At 67.2% G+C, this 23,183-nt stretch carries 17 protein-coding genes, 3 tRNA genes and 1 pseudogene; 19 read left to right on the top strand and 2 right to left on the bottom strand.

Features of this window, described 5'->3' with window-relative positions; translation table 11 throughout:
* From nuoL to htpX, 6 genes and pseudogenes are all read left to right on the top strand, one after another.
* Window positions 1-1,977: an NADH-quinone oxidoreductase subunit L gene (nuoL, locus tag QU663_RS01915; protein ID WP_021612029.1), complete on the top strand. Its 1,977-nt coding sequence runs from the start codon at window positions 1-3 to the stop codon at window positions 1,975-1,977.
* 26 nt (window positions 1,978-2,003) lie between these two features.
* A pseudogene (locus tag QU663_RS01920) lies at window positions 2,004-3,546 on the top strand (NuoM family protein).
* An 11-nt stretch (window positions 3,547-3,557) separates the two neighbouring features.
* On the top strand, window positions 3,558-5,111 hold the full coding sequence (gene nuoN / locus QU663_RS01925; protein ID WP_021612031.1) for an NADH-quinone oxidoreductase subunit NuoN: 1,554 nt from the start codon (window positions 3,558-3,560) through the stop codon (window positions 5,109-5,111).
* On the top strand, window positions 5,108-6,121 hold the full coding sequence (locus QU663_RS01930) for a polyprenyl synthetase family protein (protein ID WP_021612032.1): 1,014 nt from the start codon (window positions 5,108-5,110) through the stop codon (window positions 6,119-6,121). The genes nuoN and QU663_RS01930 overlap by 4 nt, the downstream gene beginning before the upstream one ends.
* A gap of 1,045 nt (window positions 6,122-7,166) precedes the next feature.
* Window positions 7,167-8,678 (top strand): FAD-dependent oxidoreductase, encoded by a 1,512-nt coding sequence (locus QU663_RS01935; RefSeq protein WP_021612033.1) that lies wholly within the window; start codon window positions 7,167-7,169, stop codon window positions 8,676-8,678.
* Window positions 8,679-8,890: 212 nt separating this feature from the next.
* Window positions 8,891-9,769, top strand: coding sequence for a zinc metalloprotease HtpX (htpX, locus tag QU663_RS01940; protein ID WP_021612034.1), 879 nt, complete (start codon window positions 8,891-8,893; stop codon window positions 9,767-9,769).
* Window positions 9,770-9,842: 73 nt separating this feature from the next.
* Here htpX and QU663_RS01945 read toward each other — a convergent pair whose 3' ends face one another.
* Window positions 9,843-10,346 carry a YajQ family cyclic di-GMP-binding protein gene (locus QU663_RS01945; protein WP_021612516.1) on the bottom strand — a complete coding sequence of 168 codons (504 nt, stop codon included), beginning with the start codon at window positions 10,344-10,346 and terminating at the stop codon, window positions 9,843-9,845.
* Between the two features lie 99 nt (window positions 10,347-10,445).
* Here QU663_RS01945 and QU663_RS01950 point away from each other — a divergent pair.
* The 5 genes from QU663_RS01950 to QU663_RS01970 all read left to right on the top strand — a co-directional run bounded on the left by QU663_RS01950 (window position 10,446) and on the right by QU663_RS01970 (window position 12,155).
* A tRNA-Tyr gene (locus QU663_RS01950) sits at window positions 10,446-10,530 on the top strand.
* A 91-nt stretch (window positions 10,531-10,621) separates the two neighbouring features.
* A tRNA-Thr gene (locus QU663_RS01955) sits at window positions 10,622-10,694 on the top strand.
* A 27-nt stretch (window positions 10,695-10,721) separates the two neighbouring features.
* Window positions 10,722-10,798 (top strand) — tRNA-Met (locus tag QU663_RS01960).
* A gap of 53 nt (window positions 10,799-10,851) precedes the next feature.
* Window positions 10,852-11,022, top strand: coding sequence for a 50S ribosomal protein L33 (gene rpmG, locus QU663_RS01965; protein WP_003792256.1), 171 nt, complete (start codon window positions 10,852-10,854; stop codon window positions 11,020-11,022).
* Between the two features lie 89 nt (window positions 11,023-11,111).
* Complete coding sequence (locus QU663_RS01970) at window positions 11,112-12,155, top strand: sialidase family protein (protein WP_021612514.1); 1,044 nt, start codon at window positions 11,112-11,114, stop codon at window positions 12,153-12,155.
* Window positions 12,156-12,201: 46 nt separating this feature from the next.
* Here the strand turns inward: QU663_RS01970 and QU663_RS01975 are convergent, their stop codons facing one another.
* Window positions 12,202-12,966, bottom strand: a complete 765-nt coding sequence (locus QU663_RS01975) for a FadR/GntR family transcriptional regulator (protein WP_232210949.1) — start codon at window positions 12,964-12,966, stop codon at window positions 12,202-12,204.
* 67 nt (window positions 12,967-13,033) lie between these two features.
* Between QU663_RS01975 and QU663_RS01980 the strand changes: the two genes are divergently transcribed.
* The 8 genes from QU663_RS01980 (at window position 13,034) to QU663_RS02015 (ending at window position 22,681) form a co-directional block, all read left to right on the top strand.
* A complete protein-coding gene (locus QU663_RS01980; RefSeq protein ID WP_034481987.1) occupies window positions 13,034-14,581 on the top strand; it encodes an ABC transporter substrate-binding protein in 1,548 nt (515 codons plus the stop codon).
* A 117-nt stretch (window positions 14,582-14,698) separates the two neighbouring features.
* A complete protein-coding gene (locus QU663_RS01985; RefSeq protein ID WP_034481985.1) occupies window positions 14,699-15,652 on the top strand; it encodes an ABC transporter permease in 954 nt (317 codons plus the stop codon).
* A 3-nt stretch (window positions 15,653-15,655) separates the two neighbouring features.
* On the top strand, window positions 15,656-17,713 hold the full coding sequence (locus tag QU663_RS01990) for a dipeptide/oligopeptide/nickel ABC transporter permease/ATP-binding protein (protein ID WP_021612510.1): 2,058 nt from the start codon (window positions 15,656-15,658) through the stop codon (window positions 17,711-17,713).
* Window positions 17,710-18,534, top strand: a complete 825-nt coding sequence (locus tag QU663_RS01995; protein WP_021612509.1) for an ABC transporter ATP-binding protein — start codon at window positions 17,710-17,712, stop codon at window positions 18,532-18,534. Before QU663_RS01990 ends, QU663_RS01995 begins: the two co-directional genes overlap by 4 nt.
* Before the next feature lie 2 nt (window positions 18,535-18,536).
* A complete protein-coding gene (locus tag QU663_RS02000; RefSeq protein WP_021612508.1) occupies window positions 18,537-19,454 on the top strand; it encodes a dihydrodipicolinate synthase family protein in 918 nt (305 codons plus the stop codon).
* A gap of 111 nt (window positions 19,455-19,565) precedes the next feature.
* On the top strand, window positions 19,566-20,486 hold the full coding sequence (locus QU663_RS02005; protein ID WP_021612507.1) for an ROK family protein: 921 nt from the start codon (window positions 19,566-19,568) through the stop codon (window positions 20,484-20,486).
* Window positions 20,487-20,495: 9 nt separating this feature from the next.
* Window positions 20,496-21,170 carry an N-acetylmannosamine-6-phosphate 2-epimerase gene (locus tag QU663_RS02010; RefSeq protein ID WP_021612506.1) on the top strand — a complete coding sequence of 225 codons (675 nt, stop codon included), beginning with the start codon at window positions 20,496-20,498 and terminating at the stop codon, window positions 21,168-21,170.
* A gap of 422 nt (window positions 21,171-21,592) precedes the next feature.
* Window positions 21,593-22,681, top strand: coding sequence for a UDP-N-acetylmuramate dehydrogenase (locus QU663_RS02015; RefSeq protein ID WP_021612504.1), 1,089 nt, complete (start codon window positions 21,593-21,595; stop codon window positions 22,679-22,681).
* Window positions 22,682-23,183 lie beyond the last annotated feature (502 nt).

The raw sequence follows: 23,183 nt of genomic DNA on the forward strand, positions 1-23,183 counted from the left end.
ATGACTACCTTCATGTTCCCGCAGGCTCTCACCGTCTACGATACGGTCCCCGCCACCGGAGCCGCCGCCTACGCGTGGGCGCTCATCCTCATCCCACTGGCCAGCGCAGGCCTGCTCCTGCTGCTGGGCCGCGCCTCGGACAAATGGGGCCACCTGCTGGCGACCCTCGCGTCCTGGTCCACCTTCGTGGTCGGCGCGCTCATCGCCGCCCAGATGTGGAACGCCCCCGTGGATGCGCGCCGCTTCGGCCAGACGCTGTTCACCTGGATCCCCGCCGGTGACTTTACCGTCGATTTCGGTCTCCTCGTGGACCCGCTGTCGATCACGTTCGTCATCCTGGTGACCTTCGTCGGTTCGCTCATCCACGTGTACGCGATCGCCTACATGGAGCACGATGCGGCCCGCCGCCGCTTCTTCGCCTACCTGAACTTCTTCATCGCGGCGATGCTGACCCTGGTCCTGGCCGACTCCTACGCCGGCCTCTTCGCCGGTTGGGAAGGCGTGGGCCTGGCGTCCTACCTGCTGATCGGCTTCTGGAACCACGTTCCCGCCTACGCGGTGGCCGCCAAGAAGGCGTTCGTCATGAACCGTGTCGGCGACATGGGCATGCTGATCGCCATGATGGCGATGGTCGCCTCCTTCCACTCGGTGTCCTTCTCCGTTGTCTCTACCCAGGTCGAGTCGATCCCCGCTGCGTCCGCGACGGTCATCGGCTTCTTCCTGCTGGTTGCCGCCTGCGGTAAGTCCGCGCAGTTCCCGCTGCAGGCGTGGCTGGGCGACGCCATGGCTGGCCCGACCCCCGTCTCCGCGCTCATCCACGCGGCCACGATGGTCACCGCCGGCGTCTACCTGATCGTCCGTTCCGGCGACGTCTTCATGGCTGCGCCCATCGCGGCGACCGCCGTCGCCATCATCGGCGCGATCACGCTCCTCTTCGGCGCGATCGTCGGTTGCGCGAAGGACGACATGAAGAAGGTCCTCGCTGCCTCCACCATGAGCCAGATTGGCTACATGATGCTGGGTGCGGGCCTGGGCCCCATCGGTTGGGCGTTCTCGATCTTCCACCTCTTCACCCACGGCTTCTTCAAGGCCCTCATGTTCCTCGGCGCCGGTTCCGTCATGCACGGCATGGGCGACCAGGTGAACATGCGTCGCTTCGGCGCCCTGCGCGGCGCCATGAAGGTCACGTGGCTGACGTTCATGATGGGCTGGCTGGCCATCCTCGGCGTTCCGCCGTTCTCCGGCTACTGGTCGAAGGACAAGATCATCGAGGCCGCCTTCAGCGCCGACAGCTTCGGCGGCAACATTGCTCTGTGGGCCGGCTGGGTCTACGGCCCCGTCGCGATGATCGGCGCGGGCGTGACCGCGTTCTACATGTCGCGTCTCTTCTTCATGACGTTCCACGGCAAGGCCCGCTGGACCACCGAGGCAGAGGGCGCGCCCGTGCACCCGCACGAGTCCGGCCCGCTCATGACGATCCCGATGATCGTCCTCGCCGTCGGCGCGGTCGTCCTCGGCGGCGCCCTGTCCGTCGGTGACACGTTCACCGACTGGCTGGTCCCCTCGATCGGCCACGTCATGCACGGTGACCCCGTCCTCAACGAGTACGTCATTCAGGGAGCCACCCTCGCCCTCGTCATCATCGGCGCTCTCATCGCGTGGATGAAGTACGGGCGCGACGAGGTTCCCACCTCCGTCCCCGCAGGAAACGCCCTGACCGAGGCCGCGCGCCGCGACCTCTACCAGGACACCGTCAACGAGACCCTGTTCATGATGCCCGCCAAGGGCCTCGTCACCGTCGCGACCGTCGGCGATGCGAGCGCCATCGACGGAGCGCTGGACGGCCTCGGCGCCGGCTCGCAGCTGCTCGGACGCATCGTTGGCGTCACCCAGAACGGCCTCGTGCGCACCTACGCCGCCTACATCCTGGGAGGCGTCATCCTCGCCCTGGCCATCGTCCTCGGATTCAGGCTGTAAAGGGGTACACGACAATGGAAAGTGCAATGGTTGCTGCTAACTTCCCGTGGCTGACCGTCCTCGTGGCCCTTCCGGCCGCGGGCGCGGCCCTCCTCGGCTTCGTCCCGCCCCTCAGGCGCTCCGCTGGGCGCCTCGTCGCCCTGGCCATCGCCCTCGTCGAGCTCGCCCTCGGCGTGTACGCTGCCGCCACCGCGTTCAACTGGTCCGCCCCGGCCTCGTACCAGCTCTACGAGTCCCGCACGTGGATCCCGCAGATGGGCGTCACCTGGTCCCTCGGCGTGACCTCCCTCGGCCTCGTCATGATCCTCCTGGCCCTCGCGCTCGTGCCGATCGTGCTCGTCGCCGGCTGGGACGAGAACGAGGACCGGGGCGCCTACCCGGCGCTGGTGCTCGCCCTCCAGGCGTTCATGGTCCTCATCTTCGCGGCTTACGACCTGGTGGTCTTCTACGTCGCCTTCGAGGCCATGCTGGTCCCGCTGTACCTCATGATCGGACGCTACGGCGTCGGCGACGAGGCAGCCCGCCACAAGGCCGCGATGAAGTTCCTGCTGTACTCGCCTCTTCGGCGGCCTGGTCATGCTCGGTGGCATCATCTACCTGTGGGCGATGGGCTCGCAGGCAGCGCAGGACGTGACGACCTTCTTCCGCATCGATACGCTCGCCCAGATCCTGCCGAACGCCCCGCTGGTCATCCAGATGATCATCTTCGTGACCTTCATGGTTGCGTTCGCGATCAAGGCCCCGATGGTCCCCGTCCACACCTGGCTGCCCGACACGGCAGCCGTCGCCCGCCCCGGAACCTCGGTTCTGCTGGTCGGCGTCCTGGACAAGATCGGCACCTTCGGCATGATCACGATGTGCCTGCAGCTCACCCCCGGCGCCTCCGCGGCGGCCAAGTGGGTCATGTGCGTGCTCGCTGTCATCTCGATCCTGTGGGGCGGCCTGTCCGCCAACGGGCAGAACGACATCATGCGCCTCGTGTCCTACACCTCCGTGTCGCACTTCGGCTTCATGGTGCTCGGCATCTTCATCGGCTCGCAGATCGCGCTCGTCGGCGCCATGTTCTACATGGTCGCCCACGGTGTGTCGATCGCCGCGATGTTCCTGCTCTCCGGCTGGCTCTCGCGCCGCGGGGGCACGCAGGACATGCGCGAATACGTCGGCATGCAGAAGGTCACCCCGGTCCTCGCCGGCCTGTGGCTGATGAGCGGCCTCGCGTCGATCGCGCTGCCCGGCCTGTCCGGCTTCGTCCCTGAGTACCTGGTGCTCATGGGCACCTGGACGGTGAGCGGCCCGCTGGCCCTCTTCGCCGTCCTCGGCGTGGTCATCGCCGCGATGTACATCCTCATGCCCTACCAGCGCGTCTTCACGGGCGCTCCGGGCAAGGGCAAGGAGGAGCTGGCAGACCTCGGGGCGCGCGAACGCTGCGTCATGACCCCGCTCGTCATCGCGATGCTCGTCCTTGGTATCTGGTCGGCGCCCCTCGTGAGCGCCCTGACCCCGGTTGCTTCAGACCTCGACCTGGCCACCTCGCAGGTCCCGGCCGCCGTTGAAGGGAGCGCACAGTGAACGTCCTACCCATGGCTAACTTCCAGGCCCCCGAGGTTCACTGGCTGAGCCTCGCGCCCATTCTCATCGTCCTGGGTGGCGCGGTCCTCGGCATCCTCGTCGAGGCCTTCGCCCCCGTCAAGGCGCGCCGCCCCATCGTGGTCGGCCTGTCGATCCTGGCGACCGCTGGCGCGTGCGTCATGCTCGCGTTGCGCTGGGCTCCCGTCGTGGCGGCCCCCGCCTCGCTGGGCGAGTACATTGAGGATCCGCTGACGATCGCCGCGCAGTCGATCCTCATGATCATCGGCTTCATGGCCATTCTGGTGATGGCTGACCGCACCAGCGTCGGCGACGGCGCGTTCGCGGGCCAGCCCTCGGACCGACCGGATTCTGCCGCCGAGGAGCTCACCGAGCGCAAGGGCTACCAGCGTTCGGAGATGTTCCCGCTGACCCTGTTCTCGCTGGGCGGCATGATGATCTTCCCGGCCGCGGACAACTTCGTGACACTCTTCGTGTCCCTCGAAGTCATGTCACTGCCCCTGTACATCATGGCCGCGACCGCGCGTCGGCGCCGTCAGCTGTCCTTCGAGGCGGCTCTGAAGTACTTCGTGCTCGGTGCCTTCTCCTCCGGGTTCATGCTCATGGGCTCGGCGTTCCTCTTCGGTTTCGCCAACTCGCTGCGTATCTCGGCCCTGGGACCGGCCATCGCGAACAACGTCAACATGGACTGGATGGTCCTCATCGGCGTGTTCTGCGTGATGGTGGGCCTGCTCTTCAAGGTGGGCGCCGCGCCCTTCCACGCGTGGACCCCCGATGTCTACACGGGCGCCCCAACCCCGGTGACGGGCTTCATGGCGGCAGCCGTGAAGATCGCGGCCTTCGCCGCGATGGCCCGCTTCTATCAGGCCGTCGCCGCCTACCTGCAGTGGGACTTCGTGTACGTCTTCGCGGCCGTCGCGGTCCTGACGATCCTCGTCGGTACCTTCGCGGGCCTCGTGCAAGACGACGTCAAGCGCATGCTGGCGTACTCGTCGATCGCTCACGCGGGCTTCATCCTGATGGGTATCCTCGCGATCCAGAAGGGCGGCACGGGCCATGTGTTGTTCTACACGCTGGGCTACGGCCTGGCCACGGTCGGCGCCTTCGGCGTGATCGCGCTGGTGCGCGGCCGCGACGCGGAGGGCAACGTCCTGGGCGAGGCGACGAGCCTGTCGAAGTGGGCGGGCATCGGGCGCACGCACCCGTGGATCGCCGGCTCGATGCTGGTGTTCCTGCTGTCCTTCGCGGGCATCCCGCTGACTGGTGGTTTCGTTGGAAAGTTCGTGATTTTCTCGGACGCGATCAAGGGCGGCATCGGCTGGCTTGCGATCGTGGGCCTCGTCGCCTCGGCGATCACGGCGTTCTACTACTTCCGCCTCGTGCGCGTCATGTTCTTCACTGAGCCCAGTGAGGAATCCGTAGTGGTTCACTCGGAGGGCCTGTCCGCTCTGGCCATCCTGGTGTGCGCGCTCGGAACGATCGCCCTGGGCGTGTTCCCCGGTCCCGTGTTGAGTCTGCTTGAAAAGATCGTCATACTGATCCCGTGAGTGCTCAAACACCCGATCTTCATGTTCCCGACCTCGAGTCCCGCATTACCCCGGGGCTCGAGGTCGTCGAGCGTCGTCTTCTTGACGCCGTTTCCTCGTCGCGTGACCTGACGGACGAGCTGACACGTCATCTGGCGGTCGCGGGCGGTAAGCGGATGCGTCCGCTCCTGACCCTCGTCTGCGCGCAGCTGGGCGACCCCGAGCGCGCGCTCGACGACAGGGTCATCACGGCTGCAACGGCTGTCGAGCTGACGCACCTGGCCTCCCTGTACCACGACGACGTCATGGATTCCGCGCCGACCCGTCGCGGGGTCCCCTCGGCCCAGCACCTGTGGGGTAACAATCGAGCGATTCTGGCCGGCGATATTCTCTTCGCGCGCGCCTCGCTGCTGGTGGCGTCGCTGGGCCCGGAGATTGTGGCTCACCACGCGCGCACCTTCGAGCGCCTGTGTGAGGGCCAGCTCAACGAGACCTTCGGCCCGGTTGACGGTGCGGATCGTGTGGACTTCTACCTGCAGGTCCTGGCGGATAAGACCGGCTCGCTGGTGTCGACGGCCGCCTCTTTTGGCGCCTTGCTGTCGGGTGCCGGCCAGCTGATGGCCGACGTGGTCGCCGACTTCGGTGAGAAGGTGGGCGTCGCCTTCCAGATCGCCGACGACGTGCTGGATTTGGCGTCCTCGGGCGAGCAGTCCGGCAAGACCCCGGGCACCGACCTGCGTGAGGGCGTGGACACGCTGCCCGTCCTCCTGCTGCGCCGCCGCGAGGCCGCCGGCACCATCGACGAGGCGGGGGCGCGCATCCTGCGCGAGCTCGCGGGTGACCTATCCTCCGACGAGGCCCTGGCCTCGGTCGTCGAGCAGCTGCGCGGCCATGACGTGCTGGAGGAGACGCGCGAGCTGGCGCGCACCTGGGCCGGCGACGCGATCGCTGCCCTGGCTCCGCTGCCGAAGGGCGAGGCGAAGACCGCGCTCGAGGCCTTCGCGAACCTCATGGTGGATCGACTGGTCTGACTTACTGTCGAGGCCGGGGTCCTCTGCGCTGTTTGGCGCGGCGGGTCCCGGCCTCGTCGTATGCGCGCCCCGCGCCCGGGCTTTATGCCGCGCGAGCGACGTGAGCCGCGCGCTCGGTGGCCCGCTCGTTGTCTGCGCCGCGAGCCGCCCGCTCGGCTCGTCGTCTCGAAGGCCGGTCAGGCCCTGCCGCCGCCGGGCCCAGCCAGCTGTTTGGACTGCGCCGCCAGGCCCAGCCAGCTGTTTGGACTGCGCCGCCAGGCCCAGCCAAGCCTGTCGGGTCCGTGGACGTCCTTTCGGGCAGGTCCGCATGTGAGCTTGTGACGGATGGGGTCGTGCACCCGATCTGTAGGCATTGCACCCGATCTGTAGGCATTGCACCCCTTCTGTTCGGGTGCAGCGCCGCGTAACGGGTGCAGCGCCGCGTAACGGGTGCAATGCCCCTTAGTGGGTGTGTCAAGTCCCGGGTTTTGTGGAGGCTTGTTGAGCCCGCTTCCTTTCGTGTTGTTGTGTGTTGATTTTCTGCTTGTTGTGGTGTGATGCCGCCCAGGGAGAGGGGGCGGCGGGTCTTGTACCAGTGGACCCAGGCGGCGGTTTCGCGTTCGCGTGTTTCTCGACCTGTCCCGGTCGTGACCGAATCGTGTATGGGGCATCGTCATGGTTCCCCAACAATGTCGCATGCAATTTCCCTGTCAACCTTTTATGTATTGAAATAGTGTCGTTGCAATTCCAACGTTTCTGGGTGATGAGAAAAGTTCGGTCAACCGAATTGCATGCGACTTTTGGGAGGGAGGCGCAGAGGTTGCCTCTGAACCGAACATGCCAAGGCCTCGTCCCGACTGAGCAGGGCGCCCGGGCCTCGTCCCGACTGAGCAGGGCGCCCGGGCTTCGTCCGTGGGGGAGCTGCCGCGCCCGGGCCTCGTCCCGCGCAAGCGAGGAACCGAGGCTGTGTTTGCCGTCTCAGCTTAGGTTGCCCTTGGCCTTGGGGCGCTAGACTTGGTGCCCAGGTGCGCGCACTCGCGCGCGGTCACGAAGAAGGAGAACTCGCTTGGCACCGCTCAACGTTGCCGTCATCGGCGCCGGTCCCGCTGGCATCTACGCGTCGGACATCCTGTCGAAGTCGGGGCTCGAGGTGAATATCGACCTTTTCGAGCGGCTTCCCGCCCCCTACGGGCTTGTGCGCTACGGTGTGGCGCCCGACCACCCGCGCATTAAGCAGATCATCGTCGCCCTGTACAAGATCCTCCAGCGCGGAGACATTCGCCTGCTCGGCAACGTCGAGGTGGGCCGCGACGTGACGATCGACGACCTGCGCGACCACTACGACGCGATCATCATCGCGACCGGTGCGGACCGCGACCATCCGCTCGACATTCCCGGCGTGGACCTGCCCGAGTCCTACGGCGCCGCCGACTTCGTGTCCTGGTACGACGGCAACCCGGACTACCCGCGCACGTGGCCGCTGAAGGCCCGCGAGGTCGCGGTCCTTGGTGTGGGGAACGTGGCCTTGGACGTCTCGCGCGTTCTCGCCAAGCACGCCGAGGATATGCTCAAGACTGAGGTGCCGGCCAACGTCGCCGAGGCCCTGGCTGACAACCCGATCACGGACGTGCACGTGTTCGGCCGCCGCGGTCCGGCGCAGGTGAAGTTCACGCCGCTGGAGCTGCGTGAGCTGGGTAAGGTGCCGGACGTGGACGTCATCGTCTCGGAGGAGGATTTCGACTTCGACGAGGGGTCTGAGGAGGCGCTGCGCGCGTCGAACCAGCAGCGCCAGGTCGTCAAGACCCTGACGAACTACGCGATGGCCGATCCTGAGGAGCACACGGCGTCGCGTCGTATCCACATCCACCTGTTCCAGGCCCCGGTCGAGATCGTCGCTGACGAGCGCGGCCACGTGAAGGCGCTGCGCACCGAGCGCACCGCCCTGAACGGCGACGGCACTGTGTCGGGCACGGGCGTCATCACGACGTGGCCCGTGCAGGCCGTGTACCGCGCGGTGGGCTACTTCTCGTCGCCGATCCCGGGCCTGCCCTTCGACGAGCGCGCCGGCGTGGTCCCCAACGTTGAGGGGCGCGTCATCGAGGGCGACACCACGAAGGACGAGTCCGCGCCCGTCATCCCCGGCGTGTACGCGACCGGGTGGATCAAGCGCGGCCCCGTCGGCCTCATCGGTTCGACGAAGTCCGACGCGCAGCAGACGATCACGCACCTCGTGGAGGACGCCTCGCAGGGGCGCCTGCACGCGAACACCGCCGAGGTTGGGCACGAGGCCATGGTGGCGCTCCTGGAGTCGCGCGGCGTCGAGTTCACGACCTGGGAGGGTTGGGAGCTGCTGGACGCCTACGAACAGGCCCTCGGTGAGGACTACGGTGAGCTTCCGGGCGGCCGTGGCACGCGCGAGCGCGTGAAGGTCGTGTCGCGTCGCGCGATGACCGACATTTCGCGCGGCGCGCAGGTGGACCCCGCCTCCGCCGACCTGATCGGCGATATGGGCGAGATGGGCGTGCCCACCGCCCCCGAGCGCTTCGACGACTACACGGGGCCGGGGCGCCGCAACTGAGTCTCGTCTCTCCTTCACGAGGCCGTGGCCGGGTTCTCCGGTCGCGGCCTCGTTCGTGTGTGAGGGCCTGGCGCGGCCCCGGCCTCGTTGGTGGCCCCGGCTGCGTTCCCGGCCCGGCCTCGTTGGTGAACTGCGAGGAATCCGGGATATTCTCACCCGCGTTTCGGCTGGTTCCCAGGTGCTTCCCAGGTAATCTCTCTAACCTCGCGCGTATGGTGCACCGCAACTATCACAATGGCCTGAAGACGACGCTGCTGCTGGGCGGCATGTGGGCGTTGCTCGTGTGCATTGGGGCGCTCGTGGCGCAGGGCACCGGGCGGGCCATCTGGATCGTCGTGTTTGCGGGCATTGGGCTGGCGCAGACCGCCTACTCGTACTGGAATTCGGCATCGATCGCGCTGCGCTCCATGAACGCCTACCCGGTCAGCGAACTCGAACGGCCCGAGCTCTACGCCATCGTTCGCGAGCTTTCCGAGCGCGCGTGCCAGCCCATGCCTCGTATTTGGGTGGCGCCGACGATGACGCCGAACGCCTTTGCGACGGGCCGTAATCCGAACAATGCCGCCGTGTGCTGCACGGAGGGGATCCTCGAGATCCTCAATGAGCGCGAGCTGCGCGGCGTCCTCGGGCACGAGCTGATGCACGTGTACAACCGGGACATCCTGACCTCGTCGGTGGCCGCCGCGATGGGTGGCGTCATCACGTCGGTCGCGCAGTTCCTGATGTTTTTCGGCGCGGGAAACAGGCGGGACGAGCAGGGGGGAGTGGGCGTCCTCGGTCTCATCGCGATGAGCCTGCTCGCGCCGATCGCTTCGATGCTCATCCAGTTCTCGCTGTCGCGTACCCGGGAGTTCGATGCCGACGAGGATGGGGCCAGGCTCACCGAGGATCCGCTCGCCCTGGCGTCGGCGCTGCGCAAGCTGGAGATGACGACCGACCGGCGCCCGATGGTCGATACGCCCCGGACGCGCAACGTCGCCGCCATGATGATCGCGAATCCGTTCCGCGGCCGATCGCTGGGACGCCTGTTTGCGACCCACCCGCCGATGGAGCAGCGGATCGCCCGCCTGGAGCAGATCGCGGGCTACTAGCGTGAGCAGACGGGGGCGGGCGGCCGGAGTTAACCGGCCGCCCGCCCGCGATCGTCGGCAGAAGCCAGAAGACTCAGCGGTAGTTCACGAACTGGAGCGCGACGTCCAGTTCCTCACCCTTGGGGCCCTTGAGGAGGGCGATGACGGTCTGTAGGTCGTCTCGGGACTTGGAGGAAACGCGAAGTTCGTCACCCTGAATCTGGGCTTTGACGCCCTTGGGGCCTTCCTCACGGATCAGTTTCGAGATCTTCTTCGCGGTGTCCTGGGGGATGCCCTCCTTGAGGGGGCAGGTCAGTTTAAAGAGCTTGCCGGAGGCCTTGGGCTCGCGGTCCTTGTAGTCGAGGACCTTTAGGGACAGGCCGCGGCGGATGAGTTTGGACTGCAGGACGTCGAGGATTGCCATGACGCGGGACGCGGAGTTCGCCTCCATGGCGATCGTGTCCCCGCTCAGGGTGATGGCCGCGTCGACGCCGCGGAAGTCGTAGCGGTTGGCGATCTCCTTGGCGGTCTGGTTGACGGCGTTATCGACCTCCTGGCGGTCGAGCTTGGAGACAACGTCGAAGGAGGAGTCTGCCATGAGGGGCACCTTTCGTTGGTATTTCGCCGATCAGCGTTTCGATTGGCGTTCGGGTCTATTTTAATGCTATTCTTTCACGGCACCGCGAGAGCGGCGCATGGCAGGTTACCAAAGCGGCCAAATGGATCTGACTGTAAATCAGACGCTTCGTGCTTCGGGGGTTCGAATCCCTCACCTGCCACCACTCGCTGGTTCCAGCGAGAAACGCCTGTGAGGTCCTTCTCAGGTTCTGGGATTGCTTCGGCAGCCAGAGTTGGGATAAGCTTTCCGGCGTTGCCCCGATAGCTCAGTAGGCAGAGCGTCTCCATGGTAAGGAGAAGGTCAAGGGTTCGATTCCCTTTCGGGGCTCCGGTTGCGGATTTATCCGCTTCCGGCGGCGGGGTAGCTCAGCTGGTCAGAGCGCACGACTCATAATCGTGAGGTCGCGGGTTCGAGCCCCGCCCCCGCTACCAATTCTTGATCCGACAGGTCGCACGAGCGACGAAACTAAGCGAGGGAAACAACCGTGGCAAGCAAGTCTCAGGACGTTCGCCCCAAGATCACTCTGGCCTGCTCGGAGTGCAAGGAGCGCAACTACATCACCAAGAAGAACCGTCGTAACACGCCGGATCGTCTCGAACTGGCGAAGTATTGCCCGCGCTGCCACAAGTCGACGGCGCACCGCGAGACCCGCTGACGGTCTTCGCTGCGAGCCCCGAGGAACGATAGTTCCCCGGGGCTTTTGCTATACATGTGTATTGAATCACTGCACGCTATGCTGTCCGCATGACTGAGATCTATGGCATGCCCGTCCAGGTGGGGGCTCGCCCAATCGTCGCGCCGATCGGCGCGGGCGAGGCGCGCATCCCGGCCCTGGTGAGGCTCCCCGGCGAGCGCCTCCTCCTCTTCTACGACGAGCGCCCCGCCCCGGCCTCGGGCACGGGAGCCGACTTCAATGGGCTGACCATGGCCTCGGACCTGCCCAACCCGAACAGGATCCGCTGGATGCAGCGCGTCGAGGCCGGCGAGTGGTCGGCCGCGCGTCCTCTGCCGGAGGGGGCGCCCGTGGTGTCCTCGGACGCCTGCGTCGGCGTCGACGAGCAAGGCGTCATGCACCTGGCCTTCGCTTCCTCCGATGGGCGCGTTGGCTACATGGATTCGCGCGCGGACGGCGAGAGGCTGCGCGCCTGGTGGGCGTGGGGGAGCGGCCCCGAGGATCTGACCTACGCCGACATGACCGACGCGCTGTACGAGGCCACCGGCGCGGACGCCCTGTTCGCGACGTCGGGCGCGACCGCGAGCGTCGACGGCGACGTCGCCATGCCCTACGTCGTGCGCGTGGGGGAGCGAACCCACGTGCGGGTTGTCTACGCGCGGGGCGGGCGCATCACCTGCCTGGCCGACCCTCTCGTGGGGCCGGACGGCATCCTCCTGGATGAGACGTCGGTGACGGTGTGGGACGGCCGCGTCGTCGCGAATTGTCGCTTGCAGGGCTTCGAGGGGCGGGGTTCGGGCGCGCGCTACCTGGCGTGGGGCGACGGGCGGCGCTGGGTGGGCGCTCGCGTGTGGCAGGTGGACGATCCCGGCTGCAACGCCTGCGCCTGGGGGGATGTGTTCGTTCATCCGCACGAACATGACGCGCGCGCCGGCGGCATGGTCGTCCGGATCTCGGCCCCCTGGGAGGGGCCGATCCGCGCGCGCAGCCTCGTGAGCGTGGGGCCCGGGCCCTTCGGATATAGCGACATCAGCGGCTGTGGAGACGAGGTCGTGGTTGTCTTCGAGCGGGACCGTGGCCTCTGGGAGGCGTCGTTCCTGCCGGGACGATGGTAAAAGGAGGGCACCAGCGCGTCGTCGCCCAGCGCGCCGGCGCCAGTTGTCAGCGGCCTTCGATGATCGCCATGAGGGGTTCGTAGTGCGCGTCGACAGCGGCGGCGTAGGCGTTCGCGTCCCCGGCCTCGCAGGCGCGCAGGATGGCGGCGTGCGCTGCGGCGGTATCCTCCATCTCCTGGCGCGACGCTGCGGCCAGCTGCGGGGTCACGCTCTGGTGGACGAGCCACATGGCGGCGACGAGCTGGTGCATGAGCGGGTTCTTCAGGTAGGCGAGCATGCCGGAGTGGAACGCGATGTCCTGGTCCAGGTAGGTGGCGCCGGAGTGGGCGTGGTCCATCATGGTGTTGACCAGTTCCCACAGCTGTGGGTTCGAGGTGCCCTTCATGGCGCGCGTGAGCGGCAGGGCGATCCCCAGGTCGAGGGCGTGGCGGGTTTCGACGATCGAGTGCAGGGATTGCACGCCGTTGATGTCGTCGAGGGCGGCGCGCAGCACGAGGGTTTCGACGAGGGGCTGCATGGACATGTCGCCGACGTAGGATCCCGATCCCTGGCGTACCGTGACGATGTCGAGGGCTTGGAGCTTGCGCAGGGCCTCGCGCACGGAGGAGCGCGAGACGCCGAGGTCGGCGCACAGCGCGGATTCGGTGGGCAGGCGGTCCCCGGGGCGCAGCCCGTGGCGCAGGATGTAGGACTTGACCGCGTCCATCGTGACGGAGGATCGCGTATCAATGTGCGCTGGTGCCGCGCGGTTTGCGTCGGTGGATCCGGGTACTTGTGCTGTAATCTCTTGCACAGATTTGTCTGACAACATAAGATAAGTATAGCGAGCGGAACAAAAGATCCGCACGTTCCATTTCTCGAAGATGAGGAGCGAGAGCATGCGAATGCGCAAACACTTCGCAACCGGCGCTGCGTTGGCCGCAGCAGCCGCAATGGCCCTGACCGCGTGTGGCGGTGGCGGCGGCGGAACGACCGCCTCGGGCACCGGCACCGAGCTCAACGTCGCCGCTGCCTACACGAGCGACGACTTCGGGCCCCTGACCACCGGTGCCCTTCCCATGGGCACCAACTGGCAGGTCCTCGAGGGCCTGTACCGCCTGGACCGCACCGACTACAGCGTCAGCCCCGCCCTGGCCGCCGGTGACCCCGTCAAGGTATCCGACACCGAATACGAGATCGCCCTGCGTGACGGCGCCAAGTTCTCCGACGGCACCGATGTGACGGCCGAGGACGTTGTGGCTGCCTTCGGTAAGGCGACGGCCGAGGGCTCGATCTTCGCCCAGTTCTTCACCTTCATCGACTCGATGGAGGCCAAGGACACCACGACCGTCACCGTCCACCTCAAGCACCCCTTCGCCTCCCTGAAGGAGCGCCTCGCGATCCTCATGGTGACCCCCGCCTCTGCCGACGCGGCCGCCATGAAGTCCAACCCGATCGGCTCGGGCCCCTACAAGTACACCGAGGTCGGCGAGCAGAAGGTCGTCGCGGTCCCCAACGAGCACTACAACGGCAACGCGCCCGCGACCGTTGACACGATCAACTGGCTGCCCCTGAAGGATGACACCCCGCGTCTGTCCGCCGCCTACGACGGCACGGTCGACATCGTCGAGTCCGTCCCCGCCTCTGCGAAGGAAGACCTCACCTCCAAGGGGTGGAAGGTCGACGCCAAGCCCGGCTACGGCAACGCCTTCATGATGTTCAACACCCAGAAGGCCCCCTTCGACAAGCCCGAGGTTCGCCGCGCGTTCCTCAGGGCCATCAACCGGCAGTCCCTGATCGACACCGCCCTCGACGGCCAGGCCGTCCCGGCGACGTCCTTCCTGCCCGAGGCCAACCCCTTCTACAAGAAGCCCTCGACCGACCTGTCCTACGACAAGGACGCGGCCACCAAGCTCCTGTCTGATGCGGGCGTCTCCGGCCTGACGATCAACCTGACCACCACCGATCACCCGTGGATCGTGGCCATGGTTCCCCAGATCAAGGCTGACCTCGAGGCCATCGGCGTCACGGTGACTCACGAGGCCTCCGCTTCCAACGCCATGTACTCCAACATCACGGATGTTGACAACCCCACCTACGACGTCGTCATCGCCCCCGGCGACCCCTCGGTCTTCGGCAACGATCCCGGCATCATCATCTCCTGGTGGAACGGCGACAACGTCTGGTCCAAGAAGCGTGACGGCTGGCAGGTCTCGGATCCCGACTCCTTCAACCAGCTCCAGGGCATCATCGACGAGGCCGGCCAGCTCGAAGGCGATGCCGCCAAGGCCAAGTGGGGCGAGGCGCAGGATCTTCTCGCCGAGAAGACCGTCCTCTTCCCGCTGGTCTTCCGCAACGTGCTCACCGGCTCCAACCCCGAGAAGGTGGACGGCTTTGAGCCGATCGCCTGCACCGGCCTGCAGCTCATCGGTGTGAGCGTCAAGTAAGCCCCCTAGGGGCCGCGTAGAAAGGAGGGGTGGAGCGCCCACCCTGAGGCAGACGCCACAGCCGGGCGCCACCCCTCCTTTTTCGTATCCAAAATCCGTTGAAATGGAGGTCTAGCAGTGAATAACCTTCTGCGACTCATCGGACGACGACTGGTGGCCTTGCCGATCATGGTGGTCGGCGTGTCCTTCCTCGTCTTCTCAATCATGTGGCTGTCTCCCGTGGATCCCGCCTACTCGGCGCTCGGTGAGTCGGCAACCCCCCAAGCCCTCGAGGCCTACCGAGCACAGCACGGTCTCAACGACCCGTTCTTCATTCAGTACGGCCGCTACCTGTGGAACATGATCCACGGTGACCTCGGCACCTACGGCGCGGGCTCGTCCAGCGTGACGGACCTGGTGGCCAAGGCCCTGCCGCTGACGCTGCAACTGACCTTCCTCGGTCTGTTCATCGCCGTTCTCATCTCCTTCCCGCTCGGCGTTCTCGCCGCGCTCTACCGCGACCGTTGGCCCGACCAGGTCATCCGCGTCTTCTCGGTTATCGGCATCGGCACCCCGTCCTTCTGGCTCGCGGCCCTGCTGGTTCTTGCGTTCTTGCACTCGCCCCTGAAGGTCTCCGGAGAAGTGCCAGCATTGACCGTCAACCCGACCGGCTGGTTCCTGCGCATGCTTCTGCCCGCCATCGCCCTGGCGGTTCCGGTCATCGGTCAGATGACCCGCGTCGTGCGCACCTCGATGGTCGAGGAGCTGGACCGCGACTACGTCCGCACCGCCGTCGGCGCGGGCATCCCCAAGAGCATCGTCGTGGCTCGCAACGTCCTGCGTAACGCGCTCATCACCCCCGTCACCGTCCTCGGCCTGCGCGTCGGGTACCTGATGGGTGGCGCGGTCGTCATCGAAATCATTTTCTCCATCAACGGCATGGGCAAGGCGGTGCTGCTCAAGGGCATTCAGGAGAACTGGGTGACCCTGGTACAGGGAGGCGCTCTCGTCGTCGCGATCGCCTTCATCATCGTCAACATCATCGTCGATGTGCTCTACCTGCTCATCAACCCGCGTATTAGGTCGGTGTGAGTTATGAATCAGAAAGAAAAGCTCGCAAAGGTCACCAAGAAGGGCGCCCGCTTCTCGCGCATCGGCGCAATGTCCGTGGGAGCCAAGATCGCGATCGTCGTCCTGGCGCTCGTCGTTGTCATATCCTTCCTGGCACCCTACATCTCCCCCTTCAGCCCCGAGGACATCGCCAAGAAGTGGCAGGCTCCCTCCGGTGAGCACCTCTTCGGGACGGACCACGTGGGCCGCGACGTCCTGGCGCGCGTGCTGTACGGCGGCCGCTACTCGCTGATGATCGGCCTCCTGTCGACCCTGGTCGCCCTGTTCTTCGGCTCGATCATCGGCTCCGTCGCCGCGGTTGTGCGCAAGAGCCTGTCCGAGACGATCATGCGCATCCTCGACGTCATCATGGCGGTGCCCGGCATCGCCATGGCGGCCGTCACGGTCCTCGTCTTCGGCAGCGCACTGTCGAAGGAAGGCAACACGTTCGGGCTCGTCCTCGTCATCGTGTGCTCGATCGCCTTCGTTTACATTCCGCAGCTGGCGCGCATCGTCCGCGCGAACGTTATGGCCGCCTACGGCGAGGACTACGTGCGTGCGGTCATCGTGTCGGGCGCCCGCGCCCCGTGGATCCTCGTCAAGCACGTCATGCGCAACACCGCGGCCCCGGTGCTGGTCTTCGCCACGGTCCTCGTCGCCGACGCCATCATCCTCGAGGCCTCCCTGACCTTCATCGGGTCGGGTCTCCAGGCGACCGAGGTCCCCACGTGGGGCAACGTCCTGTCCGAGGCCTCGTCGAACCTGTCGGTCCTGCAGGGTAAGTGGTGGACGGCCTTCTTCCCCGGCCTGTTCATCATGATCACCGTCCTGTGCCTGAACCTCCTGTCCGAGGGCATCACGGACGCGATGGTCGCCGCGCCCTCCTCGGCCGCTGTCGCCCAAGTCGACAAGGACAGCGACCGCGAGGCCGACCGCCTCCTGCTCGACCCCCGCCTGGCCTACGCCGAGCAGGCCGAGTCCCTGCAGGCGCGCCTCGACGACCTCAAGGCCGTCGAAGGGCAGCGCCACGACCGTTTCGTCGCCTCCTTCGAGGCCACCCCGCTGCTCGAGGTCAATGACCTGTGCATCAAGTTCGAGCGTCACGGCGACGTCAACGTCGTCGACCACGTGTCCTTCAAGGTGCGCCCCGGCGAGACCATGGGCCTCGTGGGCGAGTCCGGCTGCGGCAAGTCGATCACCGCCCTGACCATCATGGGCCTCATCGACCCCAAGGCGCAGATCACGGGCGAAATCCTCTACCAGGGCGAGAACCTGCTGGACAAGTCCATCGAGGAACGCCGCGCCCTCCTCGGCCACGAGATGGCCATGATCTACCAGGACGCGCTCTCCTCGCTCAACCCCGCCATGCTGATCAAGGCTCAGATGAAGCAGCTGACCAGCCGCGGTGGCACGCGCAGCGCCGAGGAACTCCTCACGCTGGTGGGCCTGGATCCCAAGCGCACCCTCGAGTCCTACCCGCACGAGCTCTCCGGCGGCCAGCGCCAGCGTGTCCTCATCGCCATGGCCCTGACCCGCGACCCGAAGCTCATCATCGCGGACGAGCCGACCACCGCCCTGGACGTCACCGTCCAGAAGCAGGTCATCGCGCTGCTCAACGAGCTGCGTGAGAAGCTCGGATTCGCCATGATCTTCGTGTCCCACGACCTGGCGCTCGTCGCCGAGGTGGCTCACCACATCACCGTCATGTACGCCGGTCAGGTCATCGAGCAGGCCCCCACCACGGAGCTGCTCACGCACCCCACCCACGAGTACACGCGCGGCCTGCTGGGCGCCGTCCTCTCGATCGAGTCCGGCTCCGGGCGCCTGCACCAGGTCCCCGGAACGGTGCCCTCGCCTCGCGACTTCCCGGTCGGCGACCGCTTCGCCCCCCGGTCCTCGCACCCCGAGTACGGCCTGGACATCCGTCCGGTCCTCACCGAGGTCGGTCCCGAGCACGTCTACGCGGCCCTGCCACCCCAAGACGAGGCACAGGGCACCTACGGAGTGCCCGAGGAAATGAACGCAAAGGAGGAGACGCGATGAGCGACAACACCCCGATCATCGAGCTCAGGCGCGTTGAGGTCACCTTCAACTCCCGCACCGGCTCCCTGCTCCGGCCCAACAGGGTGCACGCGGTGCGCGGCGTCGACATGTGCATCGAGCGCGGCCAGACGCTCGGCATCGTCGGCGAATCCGGCTGTGGCAAGTCCACGACCGCGAACGTCATGTGCGGCCTCCAGATGCCGACGAAGGGCAAGGTGTTCTTCAACGGCAAGGAAGTCACGAAGCGCAGCGCGGCAGCCCGCCGCGAGATCGGACGCGTCGTCTCCGTGGTCTTCCAGGACCCGGCGACAGCCCTCAACCCCCGCATGCACGTCGCGGACCAGCTCGCTGACCCGCTGCGCGTGCACCGCATCGGCACCGAGGCCTCGCGAGCCAAGCGCGTGCGCGAGCTGATCTCGCTCGTCGGCCTGCCCTCGAGCGCCCTCGACGCGCTGCCCGGCCAGCTCTCGGGCGGCCAGCGTCAGCGCGTGGCCATCGCCCGCGCCCTGTCCATCGGCCCGGATGCGATCATCGCGGACGAGCCCACCTCCGCACTCGACGTGTCGGTGCGCGCACAGATCCTGAACCTGCTCACGGACCTCAAGAAGGAACTGGGCCTGGCGATGGTCTTCATCTCGCACGACATCCAGACCGTCCGCTACGTGTCGGACCGGATCGCGGTCATGAACCGCGGCGTTGTCGTGGAGGAAGGCCCGGCGGCGCAACTGCTGGCCGATCCTTACGAGCCCTACACCCGCGAGCTCCTGGGCGCCGCGCCCTCGCTCCTGCACCCCAACCTTGACCTCGAAGGAGAGTACTAATTATGTCTTCGACGATCCGTGGCGTTGTCCCGCCCCTGGCTATCCCGCTGAAGGACGGCGAGCTCGACGTCCCCTCGCTCGAGCGTCACATCAACCGCATGATCGACGCCGGCCTCGACGGCCTGTTCGTCTCCGGCTCCACCGGTGAGGTCGCGTTCTCGACCGCCGAGCGCCGCGCCCAGATCCAGCGCGAGGCCGTGCGCATCGTCGACGGCCGCGTCCCGCTCCTGGTCGGCGTCATCGACACCGAGACCGAGCGAGTCATCGAGAACATCATGGCCGTCGAAGAGATTGGCGGCGCCACCGGCGTCGTCGCGACCGCCCCGTTCTACGCCCTCGGCGGCGAGACCGAGGTCGAGCGCCACTTCCGCCTCCTCAAGGAGAACACCAGCCTGGAGCTGTGGGCCTACGACATCCCCGTGTGCGTGCACACGAAGCTCTCGCCCGACCTGCTCATGCGCCTGGGCCGCGACGGCGTCATCGACGGCGTCAAGGACTCCTCCGGCGACGACGTCGCGTTCCGCTGGCTGTGCCGCGCCAACGAGGCAGCCGGCCACCCGCTCCAGCTCCTCACCGGCCACGAGGTCGTCGTCGACGGCGCCTACATGTCCGGGGCGGACGGGTCCGTGCCCGGCCTGGCCAACGTGGACCCCGAGGGCTACGTGCGCCAGTGGCAGGCCTACGAGAGGCGCGACTGGGAGGCCGTGCGCAGCGAGCAGGACCGCCTCGCGGACCTCATGCGCATCGTCCAGGTGAAGGGCGTGCAGGGCTTCGGTGCGGGCGTCGGTGCCTTCAAGGCCGCCCTGCACCTGCTCGGCGTCTTCGATTCGCCCGAGATGCCGCGCCCGGTTGCCGCCCTCGAGGGTGACAATGTCGAGCACGTCGCCTCCGTGCTGCGCTCGGTCGGCCTGCTCTCCTGATACGTCGACGAGGCCGGGGCATTCCCTTCCGTGCATGCGCCGCCGCGTCGCGCACCCCCGCCCCGGCCTCGTCGATTTTTCTGATACCCCGCACTTTTCGTAAGGATCCTCATGACTACGCTCCTTGCCCTCGATATCGGTGGCACCAAAGTCGGGTGGGGCATCGCCTGGGCCGGTGACACCTACGAGGTCACCGAGCGCGGATCGATCCCCACCGACGCGATGCGCGGCGGGGCCGACGTGGCGGCTCGCATCTGCGCTCTCGCGGCCTCCCTGGCCGCCTCGCACCCTGCCGTGTCGGGTGTTGCCGTCGCCAGCGCTGGCGTCGTCGACCCGGCCACCGGCGACATCGTCTCCGCCACGGGCACGATGCCCGGCTGGGGAGGCACTCACCTCGGTGCTCAGCTTCAGGCAGCGACGGGCCTGCCCGTGCGCGTCCTCAACGACGTGCACGCCCACGGCCTGGGCGAGGCGACGCTTGGCGCCGGACGCCCCTACCGCGCTGTCCTGTCCATCGCCGTGGGAACCGGAATCGGCGGCGCCCTGGTCGAAGACGGCCGCGTGGCCTTCGGGTCGCGCGGCATCGCCGGGCACGTGGGCCACATTCACCACCACTTCGCTCCCGACCTGACGTGCTCGTGCGGCCGCAAGGGTCACATCGAGGCCTTCTGTTCCGGCTCGGGTATCACGGCCTGGTACGACTCTCTGCGCAGCGAGTCCGACCCCGAGGTCGACGGCGGGCGCGCCCTGCAGGAGCTCGCCGAATCCGGCAACGCCCTGGCCGCCGCCTGCTTCTCCCGCTCCGCGTTCGCGCTCGGCGAGGCCACGGCCTCGTTGGTCAACTGCGTGGACCCGGGAGTCGTCATCCTCTCCGGGTCCATGACCCGCTCCGGGGACATCTGGTGGGACGCCCTGCGCGAAGGCTTCGCGGCCTCCGCGATGACACCCGTCGCCGACACACCCATCCTCGTTGGTTCCCTCGGCGGCGACGCGCCGCTGCTCGGAGCCGTTTCCTTCTTCCTGCACGCATAGGAGTTCACCATGCACCCGCTCATTGCTTCCCTGAAGGGCAAGCTCATCGTCTCCGTCCAGGCCTACCCGGGCGAGCCCATGCGCCACCCCGAGACGATGGCGCAGATCGCCCGTGCCGCCGAGATCGGCGGTGCCGCGGCGATTCGCTGCCAGGGCCTGTCCGACATTTCCGCAACCAAGGGCCGCGTCGACGTGCCCGTCATCGGCCTGTGGAAGGAAGGCCACGAGGGCGTCTACATTACGCCCTCGCTGCGCCACGCCCGCGCCTGCGTCATGGCCGGCTCCGACATCGTCGCCCTCGATGCGACGGACCGCCCGCGCCTCGACGGCCTGAGCTTCGCGCAGACCGTTGCGGCCCTGCGCGAGGACGGCACCCTCGTCATGGCCGACTGCGGCTCCTTCGAGGACGCCCAGCGTGCCGTCGATGCCGGAGTGGACATCGTGTCCACGACCCTGGCCGGCTACACGGGCGACCGCGTCAAGACCGACGGGCCCGACCTGGAGCTGCTGCGCGAAGTCGTCGCCGCGTTCCCGGACGTCCCCGTGATCTGCGAGGGTCGCGTCCATACGCCCGAGCAGGCCGCCGCGGCCATCGAGGCCGGCGCCTTCGCCGTCATCGTCGGCACCGCCATCACGCATCCGACGTCGATCACGACGTGGTTCAAGGCGGCCGTGGAGGGCTGATCCTGTCGCTGCTGGGACAGTGCGCGGGCGGGAGCTTTGGCTCCCGCCCGCGCTTCGTTGCTGGGGGGTGCGCCAGTGGCGCGTTGGGGCACAAATGCATTGGGACTGTGCTGCATTGGGCGTCCAGTTTCGATGTGGGGAGATTCGTTGTGGCGATGGGGACGTTCGCGCGCCCTACGCCCTTGCATTGCACGAAGCGGAACTGGTCTGGGAGGTCGGCCACGGCCTTGTGCCTGTCGTCTGGGGCGGCTTCGTTTCCCGGACAGGCAAACCCGCCACGGCCTCGTGCCTGTCGTATGGGACGGCTTCGTTTTCCGGACAGCCAAACCCGCCACGGCCTCGTGCCTGTCGTCTGGAGCCTTGCGCTCGCGGGGCGAGGCGGGGTTAGGCCGATCGAGCGCCGGGCGACTAGGCTTAGAGGCATGACGACCCTTGCTGATCTGACGACCCTGCGCGTGGGCGGCCCCATCGCCCGCCTCGTGCCCGCCACGTCCGCCGACGCCCTGGTGGAGGCCGTTCGCGCGGCCGATGCCGCCGGTGGCCCGCTCCTCGTTGTCGGCGGCGGGTCGAACCTGCTGGCCTCCGACGCCCCTTTCGAGGGCACGGTCGTGGACGTGCAGCCTTTCGGCGAGATCACCTCCATCATCCACGAGGACCCGGCCGGATCTGTCGTCGTGCGCGCCGGCGCGGGCACGGTCTGGGACGCTTTCGTCTCCTGGACTCTGTCCGAGGGACTCTCCGGCATCGAGGCGCTCTCCGGCATCCCCGGGACCGTCGGTGCCTCCCCGGTGCAGAACGTGGGCGCCTACGGCCACGAGGTGGCCGAGACCATCGAGAGCGTCGAGGCCTACGACCGCCTGACGGGCATCGTCGTGCGCCTGGCGCCCTCCGACCTCGTCTTTGCGTACCGCTCCTCGGCGATCAAGCGCAGCGTCGGCGAGCCCGGCCTGGGCGACCGTCCCTGGGGGCCCACCGGCCGCTGGGTGGTCCTCTCCGTGGACTTCCGCCTCGAGCGCTCGCCCCTGAGCGCCCCCGTCATGTACGCCGAGCTGGCGCGCCGCCTCGGCGTCGAGGCCGGGGAACGCGCCGACGCGTCCCTGGTCCGCTCCACCGTCCTGGAGCTGCGTCGCGGCAAGGGCATGGTCCTGGACCCCGCCGACCACGACACGTGGAGCGCCGGTTCCTTCTTCACCAACCCGATCCTGCCCGAGGCCGCTGCCGCCTCCCTGCCCGAGGGCGCGCCTCGCTTCCGCGCGGGGGAGGGCCTCGTCAAGACGAGCGCCGCCTGGCTCATCGATCACGCGGGCTGCTCCAAGGGCTTCCATCTGCCCGAGGCCGGGGACCCGCCGCGCGCGTCCCTGTCCACCAAGCACGTCCTCGCCCTCACGAACCGCGGCGGCGCGAGCGGCGCCGACATCGAGGCCCTGGCCCGCGCCGTGCGCGAGCGGGTGCGTGAGGCGTTCGGCGTGACCCTGGTGCCCGAGCCGGTCACGGTCGGCATCGCCTGGTAGGGGGCCACCTGGCCGGGTGACGGTGGGCATCACGTGGTAGTGGATTGCGTGATCGTCGCTTCGCCCGTCGTGGGCTGGGTAGCGACGTTGATGTGTGTACCGTCAGGCGCCGGATGTGTCCGCTTTCTGAGTAGCCACGATCCGGATAGGTTGTCACGATCCGGATAGGTTATGCGCATCCGGATAGCTTAATAACCTATCCGGATCTTCATAACCTATCCGCGTGTTCATAACCTATCCGGATGCGAACCGTCGGTCGCCGAGGTGGTCTGCGTTTTGGGCACCGCTGTGGCTGTGGGCCACGGGTGACCGGGCAACGACTGTGTTTGCATCCTCCTGTAAATGCCGTCGATACCGTCGATGCCGTCGATGCCGCAGGTTCCGCTGAGGCCTCCCCAAATTTCGCATGCAATTCCCCGCAGGGTGTCCCGGGACGTGGCCTGAAAACCGCGGAATATCAACGTTCTGGTTTCAATGTTTGAAAGAGGTGTGGGGGAATTGC

The organism is Schaalia sp. HMT-172 (assembly GCF_030644365.1).
Lineage (GTDB): Bacteria > Actinomycetota > Actinomycetes > Actinomycetales > Actinomycetaceae > Pauljensenia.